The sequence below is a fragment of the Nonomuraea sp. NPDC049378 genome (assembly GCF_055586745.1).
Window position 1 is genome coordinate 1 of sequence record NZ_JBVJHP010000042.1, and the last position, 15,986, is coordinate 15,986.

A 15,986-nucleotide genomic window follows, 5' to 3' on the forward strand; every position below is an offset into this window, starting at 1 on the left:
TTCCCCCCGCCCCTCCCCCCCTCCCCGAGCCAAAGACGACACTCTCCCTCCCCCCCCCCCCTCTCCCCCCCCCCCCCCCCCCCGCTTTCAGGCTGCCGCCGATTCGCGCGGGCGGACGCGCCGCCATCCGACGACGATCAGGGCGACCAGGCCGAGCAGCGGTCCGGTGCTGATGGTCCAGCTGATGCCCAGTGGTGGGCCGGGCTGCTCCAGCAGGTCGAGCGTCAGCTCGCCGGCTCCCCGTCCTTTCGGGCCGTCGACGGCGAACCGGAACGACCACTGGCCCTGCTCGTCGAGCGACTGGACGTCCAGGCCCCACACGTCGCGTCGGCCGGGGTGGCGGACGAGCGGCATCTCGTGGCCGACGCCGTCGGGGCCGGTCACGGTGAGCGTGCCGCTCTTGCCGTCGATGCCGCCGTCGGGCATGAACGTGAAGTCGAGCGACTGCATGGCTTTCAGCGGCCACACGCTGAATCCGACGGTGACCCGGTAGGGCCCGGCCTGAACCTGTTCGGTGTGTACGGCCTTCACCGGCTCTTCGGCCTGTGCCGTTGCTGTCAAGGTGAGCATGAGCCCGATGACGCCGAGCACCACGATGACGATCTTCCGCATGGCGCTACCGCCCTTCCCTGGCCGGGGCGAGGAACTGCAGGATCTCGGCGAAGCGGACACCGAGGAAACCGGCGGCCACGCCGAGCGCCGTGCCGGCGGCAGCCGTCGCCGGCAACACGGGGAGCTCGTCGAGCGTGCCGCCACCCAGGAGCAGCGCGGACTGCCCGGCCACCGCGACGGTGACGACCAGCCCTCCCACGCCACCCGCAACCATGGCGGAGCCCACGGCACGCCCGTCGTCGGTACGGGCCAGCACCGGCCCCACCACGGCCGCGACCGGCAGGAGGATCATCGGTATCAGGGCGGGCCCCACCGGCACGCCGCTCGGGTCGTCGCGGAAGGGCTGGGCGATCGCGTCCGCGTACACCCGGGTGGCCCACGGGCAGAACCACCAGAAGGCCGCCTGGAGCGCGACCAGGATCGAAGCGATGCCGATCGCGCCGGCCGCCCGTCGGACCAGGCGTGCGCCCACCACGAGAATCAGCACGGACATGAAGGCCATCCCGGCCGTACGGAGGTCGACCACGCTCACGCCGAAGGCGCTCAGCCCTTCGACCACGATCGAGCCGAACCCGAGGAGCAGCGCCAGCCCGATGACCGCGGTGATCGCCCCCCACCTCCGGCCGACGGCGGCGGCGGACACCATCACCGCTCCGGCCATGGTCAACGTGATGGCCAGCAGGAACCCGATGTGCGGAGGGGATTCGATCACCGCGTCGAAGCCGTACAGGCCATGCCACCACTCGTCGAGAAGGCCGTAGACCAGGAACAGCGCGGCGCCGACGCCCGAGACCAGGTAGCCGATCGGAGCGGCGAACGTACGGCCGAACACGCCGATCGCGGCGCCGCCGACGGCGGGGTCCACCGGGCGTCCACGCCGTTCGGCCATGGTGGTCGCCAGCACCACGACCAGGCTGGCGATGCCGGCGATCGTGCTGCCGGAATACAGCACGAGATGTGGCGCGGTGAAGAAGGTGTCGGGCCCGACGTCGTAGTGCCATTGGATGTCCCAGACCATCCCGGTCAGCGACAACATCGCACCGCCGAGGACGAAGGCCGCCGCGGGCAGCCCTTTCGAGCCGGCTTCCGGCCTGCGGGTCGTTGGAGTGCTGGTCATGCTGATGTCCATATGTCGTCCTTTCATGGGACCAGGAGGGTGAAGGCGGCGTGCTGAACGTCGTTCGCGCTGCGCAGCGTGACGTTGAGCCGCCAGTAGCCGGTCATCGCCAAGACGGTGTCCTTCGCGCGGTAGCGGCCAGGACCGGTCCGTACGGCCGTGACAGGCGGGTACGCGTGGCCCATCTGGGGCATCACGGGCTGGAGGGTGACGTCGTCCAGGTCGGCGGATGCGCCGTCCCTGGTCGTGACATCGAGGTCGAACGTGTTGGGGCCCTCGCGTGGCCCGTCGGTGGACAACCGCACGGTGTACGCGGCGGTGGCGGCCGTCATCGTCGTGCCACCGGCGCCGGCCAGCCAGGGCGGGACCACCAGCAGGCCTGCCGCGATCATCGCCACGGCCGCCGCCACCAGGGCGAACTTGGTCTTCGTGCGCATCATGCCGGCCTTCCTGGCTCGGGTACCTCCACGGTCATGGGCGCGGTCCGCACCGCGTAGCCGCGCTCGGCCTGCACCCACACGAGGTAGCGGCCGGGCAGCGGAAAGGTGTAGGTGAACGGCACGTCGGGTCCGAACGCGGCGACGCTCTCGTCCGGCTGATCCGGCCGGTTCGGAATCATCGCGTGCACGTGAGCCCAGATGGGCGCGTCCGCGATCCCGTGGCCGACGGGCCCGGCGACGATCATGTGGCCGGCCATCCCCAGCCACGGCTGCAGGTCGCGCGTGCCGAACCTCGCGTTGAAGGTGCTGGGCGAGCCCGCGGGGGCGATGCTGCGGTCCACGCGGAAGTTCTCCGTGGCCGGCGCCGTGCCGCCCGCCGCATCGAGGGTGATCGTGGTGCGGAGCTGTTGCCTGCCGCCCCCGCGCCGGGCGAGCTCGGCTATGACCGCGTAGCGGCCCTTCTCCGGCGCGGCGAACGTCACCCGGTAGTCACCGGGCGCCACACGGACCGGGTGAAGATGCCAGAGCCCGCCCGCGGGGGACACGACGACCAAATGGATCAGCGCGCTGTCGTGCAGCAGCAGGTCGTCGACGGGGTGCCCGGTCGAGCCGTCGGTCAGCGCCAGCCGCAGGGCCCCGTCACGCATGTCCGTGACCAGGTTCACCGGCGGGCGCGAGCCGTCCACCGGGGCCAGGCGCGCGGCGCCGTACGGGTCGGCGATGCTGTCGGCGGTCGGGTCCAGCCGCGAGCCCGGCGGCGGGAGCGGCGGTGCGCTCCACGAAAGGATCACCGCCGTCACCGCCACGGCCAGCGCCGCCACCGCGCCCGAGGCGGGCACCAGCGCGGTCATACCCGGCCGGCGGACCGCGACCACCAGCGTCGCGATCATCAGCACACCCGCCCCGACGAATCCCGCGTTCGTCGCCTGCTCCAGCGGCGACAACACCTGTGCGGGCACGACGAACGGGATCGTCGCGATCCGCGTGCCGTCGTCGATCGTCAGCTCCCACAGGCCGGCGCCCGACACCGAGAGCGCGCCGGCGCGGTAGAAGCCCGGCCGCGCGCCCAGCCGTACGGAGGTCGCGCCCGTCTGCCGGCCGTCCTTACCGAGCCGCAGCGCCAGTGAGCCGGGCGGGCTGCCCGCGTGCGCGACCACGTCGACGTGGAGCGGACCCGGCACCGGCTCCATCCGGCGGATCACCACCGTCAGCTCGCGGTCGCCGAGGGACTGCGCGACGTGGATGTCCCCGCCGTCGGCCGCTCCGTCGGCGAACGCGGGGGCCGCCATGACCCAGGCGACGGCGAGGGAGCACAGGAGCGCCGCCACCGCCTTCACGACGGCCCCGCTTCTGCACGGTGTTCTCTGGTGAGGTGATGACCATCCATGTCCGGCATGCAACCGGAGGGCCGTGTGGCCCGTACGACGCGGACCGTGAAGCCACCGTGAAGATCAACCGCGGCCGGCCGGCCCGTCCTGCCGCAGGGGAAGACGGACGGTGAAGGTCGCCCCGCGGCCCGGTCCCCCGGAGGCGGCGGTGAGGTCGCCGCCGTGGGCGCGGGCGATCCCGCGGGCGATGGTCAGGCCGATGCCGCTGCCGCCCGCGGGAGCCGGGCGGCCGGGGTGCTCCACCCGCTCGAAACGGTTGAAGATGCGCGTGAGGTCGTGCTCGTCGATGCCGATGCCGCCGTCCTCGACGGCGATCTCGACGTACGGCGCCGGCGCCTGTCCGGTGCGCACGCTGACCGACACCCGGTCGCCGGCATCGCAGGCACGCAGGGCGTTGCCCATCAGGTTGACCAGGATCTGGGCGATGCGGCCAGGGTCGAGCACGGCCGTGACCGGCGGACGGGGCACGACGGCGAGCGTGACCCCGCCGTCGTCGAACTGCGGGCGCAGCCGTTCGGCGGTCCGCCCGGTCAGGGCGACCACGTCGGTGGGCGCGACCTGGAGGGCGAACGCCCCCTCCTCGGCCCTGGACAGGGTGGACAGGTCGTCCGCGAGACGCCGCAACCGGGCCAGGTCGTCGGTGAGGGAGGCGAACATGGCGTCGTCGCGGGTGAAGATGCCGTCCGCCATGCCCTCGATCTGGCCGCTGAGGATGGTGATGGGCGTACGCATCTCGTGGGCGATCTCCGAGACCAGGCGGGCGCGGCGCCGTTCGACGTCGGCCAGCGCCGCCGCCAGCCGGTTGACGTCCTCGACCAGCGCGGCGAGCCCCGGCTCGCGGGGGACGTCGAGGACGCCGTCGTAGTCGCCGTCGGCCAGGCGGTGGGTCGCGGCCCTGACCTGGCGCAGCGGCCGGAGCAGGAACCGGGAGAAGACGAGGGACAGCAGGAGTGCCGCGGCCATGCCGACGGCCAGCGCGGGCCAGAGCAGTTCGAGGTCCACCTCGCCCTCGCGCCGCGCGGCCAGCGCGGCGAGCAGCCTTTCGAAGTCCGTACGCCCGGCGGCGGGGGAGGTCTGACCACCGGTGCCGTCGACGACGCTGGCGGCGACGTTCATCGCCGTGAGCGCCACGACCAGGACCGCCAGGTGGGACAGCACCAGGCGGACGGTCAGCGGCAGCGGCGGCAGCCGGCGCACCAGGCGGGCCGCCCAGCGTGTCGCCCCCGCGCTCGCGGGTTCTCCTGGAGTCATCCGGCGGGGCGGGCCAGGAAGCGGTAGCCGATGGCGCGCACCGTGCCCACGAACCGCGGGGTGCTCGCGTCGTCGCCGAGCGCGCGCCGCAGCGTGCGGATGTGGACGTCCACCACGCGCTCGTCGCCGAAGAAGTCGTGGCCCCACACGTGCTCGATGAGCCCGCGGCGGGTGAACACCCGGCCCGGGGCTCGGGCCAGCGCCACCAGCAGGTCGAAGTCGAGCGCGGACAGCTCCGGCGTGTGACCGGCGTCGACGGTGACCGTACGGGCGTCGGGGTCGATGACCAGGCCGTCGAAGCGCAGGGCCCGGTCCTCGGCGGCCTGATCGGGGATCTCGGCGCGGCGCAGGATGGCCCGCGCCCGCAGCGCGAGTTCGCGGGCGCTGAACGGCTTGGTGACGTAGTCGTCGCTGCCCGCGGTGAAGCCGATGATCCGGTCGACCTCCTCCGTCCGGGCGGTAAGCAGGATCACCGGCACCTGGCTGGTCGCCCGGATCCGGCGCAGGACCTCGAACCCGTCGAGGCCGGGCAGCATCACGTCCAGCACGACCAGGTCGGGCTGTTCGCGTGCGACCGAGGCGAGGCCGAGCGGCCCGTCCGGAGCCTCCAGGACTTCGAAGCCGTCCGCCTCCAGGTAGCCGCGGAGCGTCATCCGGATCTTGGGCTCGTCGTCGACGACCAGAATGCGCTGTGTACTCATGCTGCCTCTGCCATCGGTCAGCGGACGGATCTGCGCCTTAGGGGGAGCCGCAGGCACCACACCGGTGTTGTCCATACCCGGACAGCCAACCGGAGCATCATGTGGCGCGTACCCGCCGGACCGTGAAGCTTCGGTGAAGCCGGGGGGCGTCCGCCGGGTCAGACCTTGCGCCAGCCCGGCACCCAGGCTCCGTCCTCCACCACGTAGTCGCCGAAGAGGGCGGGCGCCTCCTCGCGCATGAGCTCACCGATGCGCTGGAACAGCAGGCGGATCTCCTCCTCCGCGCCGACGGCGGTGCGAGCCTCGATCGTGTGCCGCAGCGTGCGCACGTTGGCGGTCCACACCAGCCCGGTCGCCAGGCCCTCGGGGGCGAACCTGCGCATGAACGACGTGCGGTGCTTCTTCTCCGAGAACGGCACGCCCTCCTCGTCGAGCCCGAAGTGGCCGGCCATCCACCGCTGGAACTGCTCCAGCTGCTCCAGGACGGCTGTGGCCCGCTTCATCAGCTCGTCGTCCTCCTGCGCCCATTCGGGGAACCAGAACGGCAGCTCGTCCAGGCGTACGAACCGCAGCGACTCCTGGGAGATCGCCACGCCGGGACGGTGCCTGACCAGCTCATGGGTGAGGACGCGGCTCACGTTGTGCAGCACGAAGCTGAAGCTGATGTGCTCGAGGACCGAGCCGTGCGCGCTGGCCAGGATGTTACGCAGGTAGTCGTCCTGGTCTTTCCTGATCCGGACCACGTTGGGATTGAGCCCTGGCTCGAAGGAGCGGTAGCAGAGCCGGCCGGCGAACTCGGCGAGGTTCTGTGCGTCGAGGTCGCCGCGGTCGAGCCGCTCCAGCCAGCTCTCCCCGCCGACCTCCGCGAGATAGCGGGCCAGCTCGTCGTAGTCGAGCGACGGACGGGCGACGACGAAGACCTGGGGTTCGACAGTGCGCATGGAAATCCCCCGTATGGAGCGACCGCGTGGTGACGGCCCCAGTCAACCAGGTCCCTGCTCGGCTTCACGTGGTGACCCTGGCCAACACTATCCCGCCGACTATCAGGGCGAGCGCCACCATCCTTCCCGCCGACACGGGGTCGTCGTTGACGACGATGCCCAGGGTGATCGCCCCCACGGCGCCGATACCGGTGAAGACGGCGTACGCGGTGCCGACCGGCAGCGTGTTCATGGCCTGGGACAGCAGCCAGACGGCGGCGGCCATGAGGACCAGGCAGATGAGTGTGGGCAGTGGCCGGGTGAAGTTGTGCGTCGGCTTGATGCTCTGTGACCAGGCCACTTCGATCAGACCGGCCAGCATCAGGATCAGCCAGTTCATCGGGCCGCCTCCTCGAGTGCCGCGGCCAGTGACTTCTCGTGCTGCTCGCGCAGGTGCGCCAGCGCCGGGTCGAGGCGGGCGTTGACCAGTTCGGCGTGGATGAAGGTCGCGTTCTCCACCTGGAAGTGGCCTTTGAAGAAGTCGCGCAGGTAGCGCTCCTGATGGTCGTACGGCTCGCGGGGCGTGCCGGGGCCGTACGCGCCGCCGCGCGCGCTCGTCACCACGAAGGAGCGGCCTTCGAGTGACATCCGGGGAAAGGTGATCTGGTCGAGCCAGGCTTTGAGCGTCGAGGGGATCGAGTAGTTGTACATCGGCGTGCCGATGAGGATGACGTCGGCCGCGACCACCTCGTGGAGCAGCGGCTCCACGACGGCCCACGCCTGGCGCTGGGCGGGTGTGCGGACGGCCTCCCGATAGCGCGCGATGTCGGTGATCTCGTGCTTCAGGATGTGGTCGCACAGCTCCGTCCACGCCTCGCCGATGTGCGGCACGGGGTGTGCGGCCAGGTCGCGGTGGACGTACGCGGCCTGGGGGTGCGCCGCGCGCCAGGTCTCGGCGTACCGGCGGGAAAGCTCGCGTGAGAACGACGCCCGGCGGGCGCTGGAGTCCAGGTGCAGCAGCATGATCTCTCCTCATTAAGTGGACACAGTGTCCGTTTGAGTATAAGTGGACGATGTGTCCACATACAATCGAACGCATGGAGAGAGCCGACGCCGCGCGAAACCGGGCGCGGATCCTTGAGGCGGCCGCGCAGCTGTTCTCGCAGCGGTCCCCGGAGGACGTGACGATGGACGACATCGCCAGGAAGGCCGGGGTGGGCCGGGGCACGCTCTATCGCCGCTACCCCGACAGGGCCTCGATCGCCGTCGCCCTGCTCGACGCGCACGAGCGGGAGCTGCAGGAACGCCTGCTGCGCGGCGAGCCGCCGCTGGGCCCGGGCGCGCCGCCCGCCGAGCGGCTGGCCGCCTTCTACGCTGCCATGGTGGACCTGCTGGAGGACCACTCTCACCTGGTGCTCGGCTCAGAGGTGGGCCGCTCCCGCTTCGAGACGGGCGCATACGGCTTCTGGCGCGCCCACGTGCGCGCCCTCCTGGCCGCCGCCGGCACGCCCTGCATGGACGCGCTGGCCGACGTCCTGCTCGCCCCCCTCGCCCCCGAGGTGTACGGCTACCAGCGCACGGTGCTCGGTCTCACGCCGGAGCGGATCACCGAGGCGCTGACCAGGCTCACGAAGACCCTCGACCCGCCGTGAAGGTGTGCGGGGCCGGAGCCGCGGGGCGAGCCCGGCGCCACGGCCGGCGCGGCACCCTGGCGCCCGGTGGCGGTGGGCGCAGCTAGTCTTGCCGGGTGTTCGCGAACGTCCCGGGCGCCGTCCGCTCCTGGCCGGGCTTCTGGCGTGCTCGCTCCACGTTCGCCAAGGACGGCACGCTGGCTGTGCTGCTCACGCTGCTGGCGTTCGTACCCACGCTGTCCGCCATCGCGGCGCAGCTCGGCGACCTGCCACGACGCCCGGCGGACGCGCCGGCCGTGGCGCTGGTCCTGGCCCAGTCCGCGCCGCTGGCCGTGCGCCGTCGCCGGCCCGCGGCCTGCCTGGCGGTCATCGGCGCCGCCTTCGCCGCGCACCAGGCGCTGTCCTACCCGCCGACGTTCGCCAGCATCGGGCTCTATCTGGCGGTGTACGCGGCCGGAGCCCACCAAGAGCGGTTCCGTCCCGGCCTCGCCGCGGCGGCGAGCGCCGGCTATGCCACGCTGGCGGTCGTCCTGAGCAGCCTCGGGTCGCCCACTCGCGTCCAGGATTTCCTCGCGTTCTACCTGACGCTGGTGGTGATCTGGATGGCCGGCGTGGGGATGCGCCGCCGGCAGGCGGAGGAGGCCGAACGCCGGCGGCTCGCCGCGGACGTGGCCAAGGCCGCCGAGCGGGCACGCATCGCCCGTGAGCTGCACGACGTGGTCACGCATCATGTGACCGCCATGGTGGTCCAGGCCGACGCGGCACAGTTGGTGGTCGGAGCGGCGCCCGACCGGGCCGAGGCCGGGCTCGCCTCCATCGGCGACACCGGGCGGCGGGCTCTCACGGAGCTGCGGCACCTGCTCGGCGTGCTGGAGGCGACCGGCGAGTCGGGCGCCGCGGACGACCGCGCGCCGGCGCTGGACAGGATCGGCGACCTCGTCGAGCGGGCCCGCGCGTCCGGCCAGCCCGTCGAGCTGTTCCAGTACGGCGAGCCGCGCCCCCGGGCCGTGGACGTGGAGCTGGCCGCCTACCGGGTGGTGCAGGAGGCGCTCACCAACGCGATGAAACACGCGACAGGACGGCCCACCCGGGTCACGGTGCACCACGATCCCGACCGCATCGCGATCGAGGTGACCAGCGACGGGCCCGCCGGCGCGGCCCTCGCGCTGCCCTCGGGCGGGCGCGGTCTCGACGGGCTGCGCAGGAGGTTGCGCACGCTCGATGGCGATCTGGTCGCCGCAGGCGGCCCCGACGGCGCTTTCCGTGTCCGCGCCTCCATCCCCACCAGGAGCCAGGCATGACCGACACCCCGATCAAGGTGCTCATCTGCGAGGATCAGGAGCTCGTGCGGGCAGGCTACGTCACCGTCTTCTCCGCCCAGCCCGACATGGAGGTGGTCGGTGAGGCCGCCGACGGCCGCGCCGCGGTGGAGGCCGCGCGGCGGCTGCGCCCGGACATCGTCGTGATGGACATCCGGATGCCCGTCCTCGACGGCATCGAGGCCACCAGGCAGCTGGCCGGGCCCGGCATCGCCGCTCCGGTGAAGGTGCTGGTCGTCACCACGTTCAACGTCGACGAGTACGTCTACGAAGCGCTCAGGGCCGGGGCCGCCGGCTTCCTGCTCAAGGACGCCAGACCGGCGGAGCTGGTCAACGGCGTGCGGACGATCGTCCGCGGCGAGTCCCTGCTGGCCCCCGCGGTCACCCGCACCCTCATCGGCCACTACGCGGCCCGCCTGCGCCCCGCCGACACCGCCAACCCGGCCAGGCAGGAGGTCGTACGCGCGCTGACCCCCCGCGAGCTCGAGGTGCTCGTACAGATCGCCGGCGGCCTGTCGAACGCGGAGATCGCCGCGGAGCTGTCCATCACCGTCGAGACCGTGAAGACCTACGTGTCACGGATCCTGATGAAACTCGACCTGCGCGACCGCGTGCAGGCGGTCGTCCTCGCCTACCGGGTCGGGCTCGTCCCCGCCGCCGGCTGAGCCACGACCCGGTTCGCGCGGCGCCGTCAGCCGCAGTTGCCCCACTCGTCGCGGCTGCCCGTGGCGAGTGGGCCGCCGTGGCCGCCGCTGCTGATCGAGCCGAGGAACCGCACGCAGTGTCCTGAGGTCTTCTGGGTGATCGCGGCGTAGTGGCCGTACTGGCCCTCGTCCTGCACGACGCCCTCGGCGCCGCTGCCCGAGCTGCGGTAGTGGAGCTCGGCGTTGGTCCAGGTGGGGGTGCCGTGCCAGCTCTCCTTGCGGGTCACCACGCAGTTCTCCCCGTACGTGCCGCTCCACAGCAGGTACACCGTGCCGTACCTGGAGCCGTTGCGGTTGACGGCGGAGCGGGAGTCCTGGTTGGTGTAGGACCCGGATGACCAGCCGCATCCCTCCGACGAGCGCACGATGTCGGACAGGGAATGTGCTGAGGCCGGTGCGGGCGCCAAGCCGATCACTGCCGCTGAGAGCAGGAAAGCGGCTGCCCCTGTGCCGGCGGACCGCCGCAGTGGGCGGCGTGAGATTGCGAACATGACCTGCTCCTCGATGTGCCGATTCGTTCGGTCCCCCCTGGAACCGGCCTCCACGTTAGATCGGTAACTAGTGGAAATACTCGGTCATATCGGGACACATACCGAGCGGATAAGGTCATGCGCTTGCGACCCGCCCCCTGTTCGAGCGGGCGCTCAAATCGTACACTTCGGTTTTGAGCGATCGCTCAAACAGGGAGAGGCGGCCATGCAGCTGTACGTCGAGGCACGCATACGCGCCGACCTGGACCTGCTCTGGCACCGCACCCAGGATCCGGCACACCACCAGCGCTGGGACCTGCGCTTCACCCACATCGACCACCTGGCCCGCGCGGAGGGGGAGCCGCAGCGGTTCAGGTACGGAGTCCGCCTCCTGCCGGGCCTGCTCGTCTCGGGAACGGGCATCGCGGCGGGAGAGAAGCGACGCCCCGACGGCACCCGCACCTCGGCTCTCCGCTTCGCCTCCCCGCACCCCCTCTCACCGATCGCGCGAGGCCGCGGCTACTGGCGCTACCTCCCCGGCGGGGACGGCATCCGCTTCGTCACCGGCTACGACTACGAGCCGCGCTGGGGGCGCCCCGGCCGGATCGCCGACCGCCTCGTCCTGCGCCCGCTCATGGGGTGGGCCACGGCCTGGTCGTTCGACCGGCTGCGGTTGTGGTGCGAGCGCGGCATCACGCCCGAACGGTCGCTGCGGCACGCGCTCGCCGGCGTGGCGGCACGCGCGCTGGCCGTCGGAGTCGCCGCGGCGGTGGCGCCGCCGGCCGCCGTGCCGGTGGCGATCGCCGCGCTCTGGCTGCCGCCGTCGCGTGACGCTCCGGCGGCCCGGCGCTGCCTGCGCCGCCCGCCCGGAAGCGGAGCCGCCACCCCGCCCGCCCTCCTGAACTCCTTGAGGTGGTCATGACCTCGATCTTCCAGCAGGCCCTGGGCGCCGGCTTCGACCGGCTGCACCCGCGCATCCAGCGACGCTTCTCCGCAGGCCTCGGCAGCGGCGAGGCCTGCGTCGGCCGCGGCGTGATGGATCGCGTCTGGCACGGAGGCGCCTGGCTGCGGCCCTTCCTGGCGCTGGGCGGCACACGGCACATCCTGGTGCCGCGCAGCGGCCGCGACATCCCCTTCACCATCGAGAACGTCCCCTACCGCGACTCCTTCGGCCGCGAGACGGTCACCTTCGTCAGAACCTTCGCCTTCCCCGGCCGGCCGCAACGCTTCGACGCCACGATGATCTTCAGCCCCGAGCGCGGCTGCGTCGTCGACTACCTCGGCACGCACCAGCACCTCGCCACCGACCTGCACGTCCGGGCGGACCCGAGCGGCGCCCTGGTCATCCGCTCCGGCGAGCAGCGTTTCCGCGAGGGCCCGGTCGACGCCCGCGTGCCGGCCCTGATCAGGGGCGACGCCCTGGTCAGGGAATCGTACGACGACGAGGCGGGGCGCTTCCGCATCCAGGTCACCGTCTCCAACCGCTACTTCGGGCCGCTCTTCGGCTACGAGGGCTCCTTCACGGCCGAGCACATCGACGTGGCCGCCCATGGCGTACGCACCGATCTGCGGCCGGTCCGCGAGGAAGCGCGAGCATGAGCAACGACACGCGGACGAAACTGCTCGAAGGCGCGCTCGCGACGCTCACCGAGCAGGGCATCGCCAAGACCTCCGCGCGTGCCGTCGCCGCCGCGGCGGGGGTCAACCAGGCGCTGGTCTTCTACCATTTCGGCAGCGTCGACGAGCTGCTGGCCGCCGCCTGCCGCCACGGCGCCGAGCAGCGGGTCGCCGCCCACCGCGACCGCCTGAACGACGTGCGCACCCTCGGCGAGCTCCTGGCGCTGGGCCGGGACCTGCACGCTGCGGAGCGCGACGGCGGCCACGTCGCCGTCCTGGCCCAACTGCTGGCCGGCGCGCAGACGCAGCCACGGCTGGCCCCCGCCACCGCCGCCGGGCTCGCGCTGTGGACCGAGGAGATCGAGCAGGTGCTCGTACGGGTGCTGGCCGGGAGCCTGCTCGCGGAACTCGTCGACGTCGCCGGGCTGGCCAGGGCGGTCTCTGCCGCGTTCGTCGGGCTGGAACTGTTCGAAGGCGTCGACCCGGCCGGCGCCGGCCATGCCTTCGCCGCACTCGACCAGATCGCCGACCTGGTCACCGCGCTCGAAGAACTCGGGCGGCTCACGCGGCCGCCCGCCCGCGACGCTCCACCGACCGCCGGCTAGCGGGCTCCCGGGCGACACGTGACGGGCTTCGACCGCTGGGGGTGGCACGGCGTGCAGGCCCTGGTCACCTCCGAATACTGGACGGAGCACGGCGACTCGGGTGCCGGCGCGACGATCGTGGCCGCGCGTGGCGGGCTGCTGGCCGAGGTCACGTGGGCCTGGCCGTTCGAACCGGGCGGCGAAACCGGACCGGCGCCCCGCCGGAACGGCGGACGACCGACGGGCAAGGAGTTTCGCACGACTCAGGTGCCGGGGCGTAGCTCGGCCAGTTCGGCTTCGGTGAAGCCGGCCAGGACACGATCCTCGACGTTGAGCGGCATCGGGCTGACGGTGGGCCAGTTCGCGGCGGCCAGGAGCCGGCGGGTCTCCGCGTCGAGGGCGGCGACGGCTTCGTCGCTGCCGAGCAGTTCGCGGAGCCAGCGGTTGCCGTTGCCGACATGGGTGACCTCGTCCGCGTTGATGTAGTCGAAGAGCAGGGCGGTGCGTTCGTCGCCCATCTTCTTGAGGGCGCGGTAGATCACCATGCCGCCGTCCAGTCCGATGCCCTCGCCCATGCGCTGTTCGATGTTGATGCGTTCGGGCAGCGTACGGCCGAGGGTGAACTTGTCCCACACGTCGAATTTGATGGGATGGTCGCCGATCTGGCCGCCGAGCTCGGAAATGCGGTTGGCTATCAGCTCGAAATGGCGCCCTTCGTCCCGAACTTGTTTGGCCAGGTCGTACCGCAGGCCCCATGGAGCCTCGGGGTGATGGGCGATGAGGGCCGCGCAGATCTCGGCAGCGCAGATCTCGATGCCGAAGATCATGTCGTGCAGGTGCCGGACGAGTCCGGAAGCAGAGGAAGCGCCTTCGGCGAGTCCGGCCTCCCGGCCCGGCCGGCGGGGAATCGACTCCAGCGCGGACAGCGGCGGAGGGATCTGCTCGTCCCGGTCCAGGCCCTCGATGCCGCGCGCCAGCTCTCCCCTCCCACCGGACGTGGCGCCGCCGGTCGGCGGGGTGAGCTTGTCCAACTGCTCCGCCACGCTCTTCAGACACGACACAGAAGCCTCGTCCGCCAACTGGTCGTGCCGGGCCTGACAGAGGCAGACGACGTCGCGCAGCTCGGGAAACGCCTGCGACACCAGGAGGTCGTACTGCTCCGCCGGATCGCTGATCCGGATCAAGCCGTTGGTGAACTCGGCGTATCCGGCGACAGGCGTCATCGCCTCAGCGGAGGAACGAAGGCCGGGCAACCGCCGGCCGAGGTGGTCGGCCGCCTGCGCGAGGCTCCACACATCGCGCGAGAGGGCCACCTTGGTTTGGGAGTCGGCGACCCTCACCAGCGCGCCGGCCGAGATTTCCAGCAGGCGGACGCACGCGTACCGGAGAATTTGCAGTGACCGGCGGCTCTCCGCCACATCAGGGGGAGCTTTCTCCGTCATTCAGAACCTCCTTTGCCGGGCGGTCACCATACGAGCCGCATCATTCGTGCTGACCACGTTCACCGGTCGTCCCGGCGTTGCGTGCGTTTCCTGGCGCATTCTGACTATTACCAGAGCTCGCCCCCGAATCAGCGTGCTGTGACTGGCAGGTGTCTGCCTGGCAGCAACCGTCCATCTCTCGTCAAGCCGGTCGGCCATGGACAGGATTCGCCTGTGGCAGGAATTGACCACTGCCGAAGGCGGTGGGGGAATGTTCTCTTTGAGGGCGTGACGCGGTTGCCCACCGGCTCTGAGAGCCTGACCATGTACCGCGTTCTCATCGTGGTGGACACGCCCGGCCGGCGAGCATCGGAAACCGGCCTGCGTGCCGCCCTCACCGATTCAGCCGCCGGTAACGACTGCACGGAGCACATCTTCACGGAGGCGCGGGACGGCCTGCTCGTCCTGGTCGTGTATCTCCGCGCCGCGGACCCGTACGCGGCCCGCTTCACGGCCGAGCAACTGTGCCGTCGTGCGACGGCCGTCGCCATGCCGCCGGACGTCCTCTGGGTGATCCGGCCGGCGATCGTCCTCTGACGGGTGACCTACTCCAGGTCGTCCTGGTCGATCCAGCCCAGGGCGACGGCTCGCGCGCCGACCTGGAATCTGCTCTTCGCGTCGAGCCTTTCCTGCAGCGCGGACACGGTGCGCCTGACCGTGCGGACCGACACGCCGAGCCGCCTGGAGACCATCTCGTCCGTGTGGCCCAGGCCGAGGAGTCTCAGGACCTGCTTCTCCTGTGCGGTCCGCCCGTCGTCGTGCCGCCGCCGCCGTGTGCCGAACGGCACCGCGTTCTTCCACGCGAAGTTGAACAGCGCGACCAGCCCCGTGAGCAGGCCAGGATTGGCGACCTCCACGGCAGCGGCGCAGGGCCTCTCCATGTCGACGGGCACCACCGCGATCCGCCGGTCCACGATGAGCATGCGCATGGGGAGCACGGAGGTCGTGCGGACCTCGCTTCCCATGTCGCAGAGCCACTGGGCGTAGGCGCAGGTCGCCGGGTCGTTACGGACGCTGTCCAGATAGATGGTGCGAAGCCGGACCCCGCGGTCGATCGCGTCCCTGTCCAGGGGTCTGCTGGCGGCCATGCTCGCTTCCGGCTGGGCGCCGCCGTACATGAAGGAAGCGACCTCCCATGTGCAGGTCTCGGACAGCTCGCGGAGCCTTGCCCTGACGGTGTCGACGCCCTCGAGCCGGTCGATCCCGGTTGCGGACGTGTGCACTCGGCTCTCCGCGTACACGTCCAGCAGCGCCGTGAGCGAGGCCCTGCTCTCCTCGAGCTCCTGCTGCCGCTTGGCGATCTCAGTCTGCTGCCGGGCGAGCAGGGCAGCGAGCCCGGTCTTGGGGTTGACGGGCACGAGAACCTCGCCGGCGGATCCGGAGATGCGCAACAAGGACATGCGTGCCAGGTCGTCCAGGGCCTGACGGACCTGGTGTTCCTCCATGCCGAGGTTCCGCATCAGGTCTTCGACTCCGGCCTGGGGATGTTCGAGCATCGCGAGGTACACCGTTTCGGCGACATCGTCGATGCCCAACGCCTCGAACATGAGCCCTCCCTGCGCTCTGGACTCCTCCGTTCCGCCCTGTCTAGCGAGAGGCGATATGAGGCGGCTATGAAGTCGCTATACGTCGGGCGGCAACGCGGGTGGCCGCTTCATGCCATAGGCAGCATTTGACCACTTACGCGGGCGAACGCGAGCGTCCAACGATGGAGGCCGCGGGCAACACCGCTGATGTTTGCCACGGGAGGG

General features: G+C 71.4%; 19 protein-coding genes. 7 read left to right on the forward strand and 12 right to left on the reverse strand.

Annotated features, from left to right (window positions below):
- Window positions 1–87 precede the first annotated feature (87 nt).
- The 9 genes from ACZ6SA_RS47755 to ACZ6SA_RS47795 form a co-directional block, all read right to left on the reverse strand.
- Complete coding sequence (locus ACZ6SA_RS47755; RefSeq protein WP_347649311.1) at window positions 88–612, reverse strand: hypothetical protein; 525 nt, start codon at window positions 610–612, stop codon at window positions 88–90.
- Window positions 613–616: 4 nt separating this feature from the next.
- A complete protein-coding gene (locus ACZ6SA_RS47760; protein WP_465835996.1) occupies window positions 617–1,729 on the reverse strand; it encodes a hypothetical protein in 1,113 nt (370 codons plus the stop codon).
- Between the two features lie 23 nt (window positions 1,730–1,752).
- The gene (locus ACZ6SA_RS47765; protein WP_347649309.1) at window positions 1,753–2,169 is read right to left on the reverse strand and encodes a FixH family protein; all 417 of its coding nucleotides are present in this window, start codon (window positions 2,167–2,169) and stop codon (window positions 1,753–1,755) included.
- Window positions 2,166–3,506 (reverse strand): hypothetical protein, encoded by a 1,341-nt coding sequence (locus tag ACZ6SA_RS47770; RefSeq protein WP_465835997.1) that lies wholly within the window; start codon window positions 3,504–3,506, stop codon window positions 2,166–2,168. Before ACZ6SA_RS47770 ends, ACZ6SA_RS47765 begins: the two co-directional genes overlap by 4 nt.
- A 114-nt stretch (window positions 3,507–3,620) precedes the next feature.
- A complete protein-coding gene (locus ACZ6SA_RS47775) occupies window positions 3,621–4,808 on the reverse strand; it encodes a sensor histidine kinase (protein WP_465835999.1) in 1,188 nt (395 codons plus the stop codon).
- Window positions 4,805–5,509: a response regulator transcription factor gene (locus tag ACZ6SA_RS47780; protein WP_347649306.1), complete on the reverse strand. Its 705-nt coding sequence runs from the start codon at window positions 5,507–5,509 to the stop codon at window positions 4,805–4,807. Before ACZ6SA_RS47780 ends, ACZ6SA_RS47775 begins: the two co-directional genes overlap by 4 nt.
- 158 nt (window positions 5,510–5,667) lie before the next feature.
- Window positions 5,668–6,450 carry an FAD-dependent thymidylate synthase gene (gene thyX / locus ACZ6SA_RS47785; protein ID WP_132331865.1) on the reverse strand — a complete coding sequence of 261 codons (783 nt, stop codon included), beginning with the start codon at window positions 6,448–6,450 and terminating at the stop codon, window positions 5,668–5,670.
- 64 nt (window positions 6,451–6,514) lie between these two features.
- The gene (locus ACZ6SA_RS47790) at window positions 6,515–6,829 is read right to left on the reverse strand and encodes a DMT family transporter (RefSeq protein ID WP_347649305.1); all 315 of its coding nucleotides are present in this window, start codon (window positions 6,827–6,829) and stop codon (window positions 6,515–6,517) included.
- Complete coding sequence (locus tag ACZ6SA_RS47795) at window positions 6,826–7,452, reverse strand: FMN-dependent NADH-azoreductase (RefSeq protein WP_347649304.1); 627 nt, start codon at window positions 7,450–7,452, stop codon at window positions 6,826–6,828. Before ACZ6SA_RS47795 ends, ACZ6SA_RS47790 begins: the two co-directional genes overlap by 4 nt.
- Window positions 7,453–7,526: 74 nt before the next feature.
- Between ACZ6SA_RS47795 and ACZ6SA_RS47800 the strand changes: the two genes are divergently transcribed.
- The 3 genes from ACZ6SA_RS47800 to ACZ6SA_RS47810 all read left to right on the forward strand — a co-directional run bounded on the left by ACZ6SA_RS47800 (window position 7,527) and on the right by ACZ6SA_RS47810 (window position 10,044).
- A complete protein-coding gene (locus ACZ6SA_RS47800) occupies window positions 7,527–8,081 on the forward strand; it encodes a TetR/AcrR family transcriptional regulator (RefSeq protein ID WP_465836003.1) in 555 nt (184 codons plus the stop codon).
- 95 nt (window positions 8,082–8,176) lie between these two features.
- Window positions 8,177–9,361: a sensor histidine kinase gene (locus ACZ6SA_RS47805; protein ID WP_465836005.1), complete on the forward strand. Its 1,185-nt coding sequence runs from the start codon at window positions 8,177–8,179 to the stop codon at window positions 9,359–9,361.
- Window positions 9,358–10,044 carry a response regulator gene (locus tag ACZ6SA_RS47810; RefSeq protein WP_465836007.1) on the forward strand — a complete coding sequence of 229 codons (687 nt, stop codon included), beginning with the start codon at window positions 9,358–9,360 and terminating at the stop codon, window positions 10,042–10,044. Before ACZ6SA_RS47805 ends, ACZ6SA_RS47810 begins: the two co-directional genes overlap by 4 nt.
- Before the next feature lie 26 nt (window positions 10,045–10,070).
- Here the strand turns inward: ACZ6SA_RS47810 and ACZ6SA_RS47815 are convergent, their stop codons facing one another.
- The gene (locus ACZ6SA_RS47815; protein WP_465836009.1) at window positions 10,071–10,574 is read right to left on the reverse strand and encodes a hypothetical protein; all 504 of its coding nucleotides are present in this window, start codon (window positions 10,572–10,574) and stop codon (window positions 10,071–10,073) included.
- Window positions 10,575–10,779: 205 nt separating this feature from the next.
- On the opposite strand from ACZ6SA_RS47815, the gene ACZ6SA_RS47820 reads away from it, so the two are divergent.
- Genes ACZ6SA_RS47820 through ACZ6SA_RS47830 form a run of 3 tightly spaced genes read left to right on the forward strand, consistent with a single transcriptional unit; the run spans window position 10,780 to window position 12,775 of the window.
- Entirely contained in the window at window positions 10,780–11,475 is a 696-nt protein-coding gene (locus tag ACZ6SA_RS47820; protein WP_465836011.1) for a hypothetical protein, read from the forward strand.
- The gene (locus ACZ6SA_RS47825; RefSeq protein ID WP_465836013.1) at window positions 11,472–12,152 is read left to right on the forward strand and encodes a DUF4166 domain-containing protein; all 681 of its coding nucleotides are present in this window, start codon (window positions 11,472–11,474) and stop codon (window positions 12,150–12,152) included. Before ACZ6SA_RS47820 ends, ACZ6SA_RS47825 begins: the two co-directional genes overlap by 4 nt.
- Window positions 12,149–12,775: a TetR/AcrR family transcriptional regulator gene (locus ACZ6SA_RS47830; protein WP_347649297.1), complete on the forward strand. Its 627-nt coding sequence runs from the start codon at window positions 12,149–12,151 to the stop codon at window positions 12,773–12,775. Before ACZ6SA_RS47825 ends, ACZ6SA_RS47830 begins: the two co-directional genes overlap by 4 nt.
- 242 nt (window positions 12,776–13,017) lie before the next feature.
- Here the strand turns inward: ACZ6SA_RS47830 and ACZ6SA_RS47835 are convergent, their stop codons facing one another.
- A complete protein-coding gene (locus ACZ6SA_RS47835) occupies window positions 13,018–14,196 on the reverse strand; it encodes a DUF455 family protein (RefSeq protein WP_465836015.1) in 1,179 nt (392 codons plus the stop codon).
- Window positions 14,197–14,463: 267 nt separating this feature from the next.
- On the opposite strand from ACZ6SA_RS47835, the gene ACZ6SA_RS47840 reads away from it, so the two are divergent.
- The gene (locus ACZ6SA_RS47840; protein WP_465836017.1) at window positions 14,464–14,772 is read left to right on the forward strand and encodes a hypothetical protein; all 309 of its coding nucleotides are present in this window, start codon (window positions 14,464–14,466) and stop codon (window positions 14,770–14,772) included.
- A gap of 8 nt (window positions 14,773–14,780) precedes the next feature.
- On the opposite strand, the gene ACZ6SA_RS47845 is transcribed toward ACZ6SA_RS47840, so the two are convergent.
- Window positions 14,781–15,782 (reverse strand): helix-turn-helix transcriptional regulator, encoded by a 1,002-nt coding sequence (locus tag ACZ6SA_RS47845; protein WP_465836019.1) that lies wholly within the window; start codon window positions 15,780–15,782, stop codon window positions 14,781–14,783.
- Window positions 15,783–15,986 lie beyond the last annotated feature (204 nt).

Bases quoted from the DNA above. Each gene is read 5' to 3' on its own strand.
- ACZ6SA_RS47780 (WP_347649306.1), bottom strand. From the start codon at position 5,509: ATGAGTACACAGCGCATTCTGGTCGTCGACGACGAGCCCAAGATCCGG.
- ACZ6SA_RS47790 (WP_347649305.1), bottom strand. From the start codon at position 6,829: ATGAACTGGCTGATCCTGATGCTGGCCGGTCTGATCGAAGTGGCCTGG.
- ACZ6SA_RS47820 (WP_465836011.1), top strand. From the start codon at position 10,780: ATGCAGCTGTACGTCGAGGCACGCATACGCGCCGACCTGGACCTGCTC.
- ACZ6SA_RS47760 (WP_465835996.1), bottom strand. From the start codon at position 1,729: ATGACCAGCACTCCAACGACCCGCAGGCCGGAAGCCGGCTCGAAAGGG.
- ACZ6SA_RS47800 (WP_465836003.1), top strand. From the start codon at position 7,527: ATGGAGAGAGCCGACGCCGCGCGAAACCGGGCGCGGATCCTTGAGGCG.
- ACZ6SA_RS47755 (WP_347649311.1), bottom strand. From the start codon at position 612: ATGCGGAAGATCGTCATCGTGGTGCTCGGCGTCATCGGGCTCATGCTC.
- ACZ6SA_RS47845 (WP_465836019.1), bottom strand. From the start codon at position 15,782: ATGTTCGAGGCGTTGGGCATCGACGATGTCGCCGAAACGGTGTACCTC.
- ACZ6SA_RS47775 (WP_465835999.1), bottom strand. From the start codon at position 4,808: ATGACTCCAGGAGAACCCGCGAGCGCGGGGGCGACACGCTGGGCGGCC.
- ACZ6SA_RS47795 (WP_347649304.1), bottom strand. From the start codon at position 7,452: ATGCTGCTGCACCTGGACTCCAGCGCCCGCCGGGCGTCGTTCTCACGC.
- thyX (WP_132331865.1), bottom strand. From the start codon at position 6,450: ATGCGCACTGTCGAACCCCAGGTCTTCGTCGTCGCCCGTCCGTCGCTC.
- ACZ6SA_RS47765 (WP_347649309.1), bottom strand. From the start codon at position 2,169: ATGATGCGCACGAAGACCAAGTTCGCCCTGGTGGCGGCGGCCGTGGCG.
- ACZ6SA_RS47825 (WP_465836013.1), top strand. From the start codon at position 11,472: ATGACCTCGATCTTCCAGCAGGCCCTGGGCGCCGGCTTCGACCGGCTG.
- ACZ6SA_RS47810 (WP_465836007.1), top strand. From the start codon at position 9,358: ATGACCGACACCCCGATCAAGGTGCTCATCTGCGAGGATCAGGAGCTC.
- ACZ6SA_RS47835 (WP_465836015.1), bottom strand. From the start codon at position 14,196: ATGACGGAGAAAGCTCCCCCTGATGTGGCGGAGAGCCGCCGGTCACTG.
- ACZ6SA_RS47815 (WP_465836009.1), bottom strand. From the start codon at position 10,574: ATGTTCGCAATCTCACGCCGCCCACTGCGGCGGTCCGCCGGCACAGGG.
- ACZ6SA_RS47830 (WP_347649297.1), top strand. From the start codon at position 12,149: ATGAGCAACGACACGCGGACGAAACTGCTCGAAGGCGCGCTCGCGACG.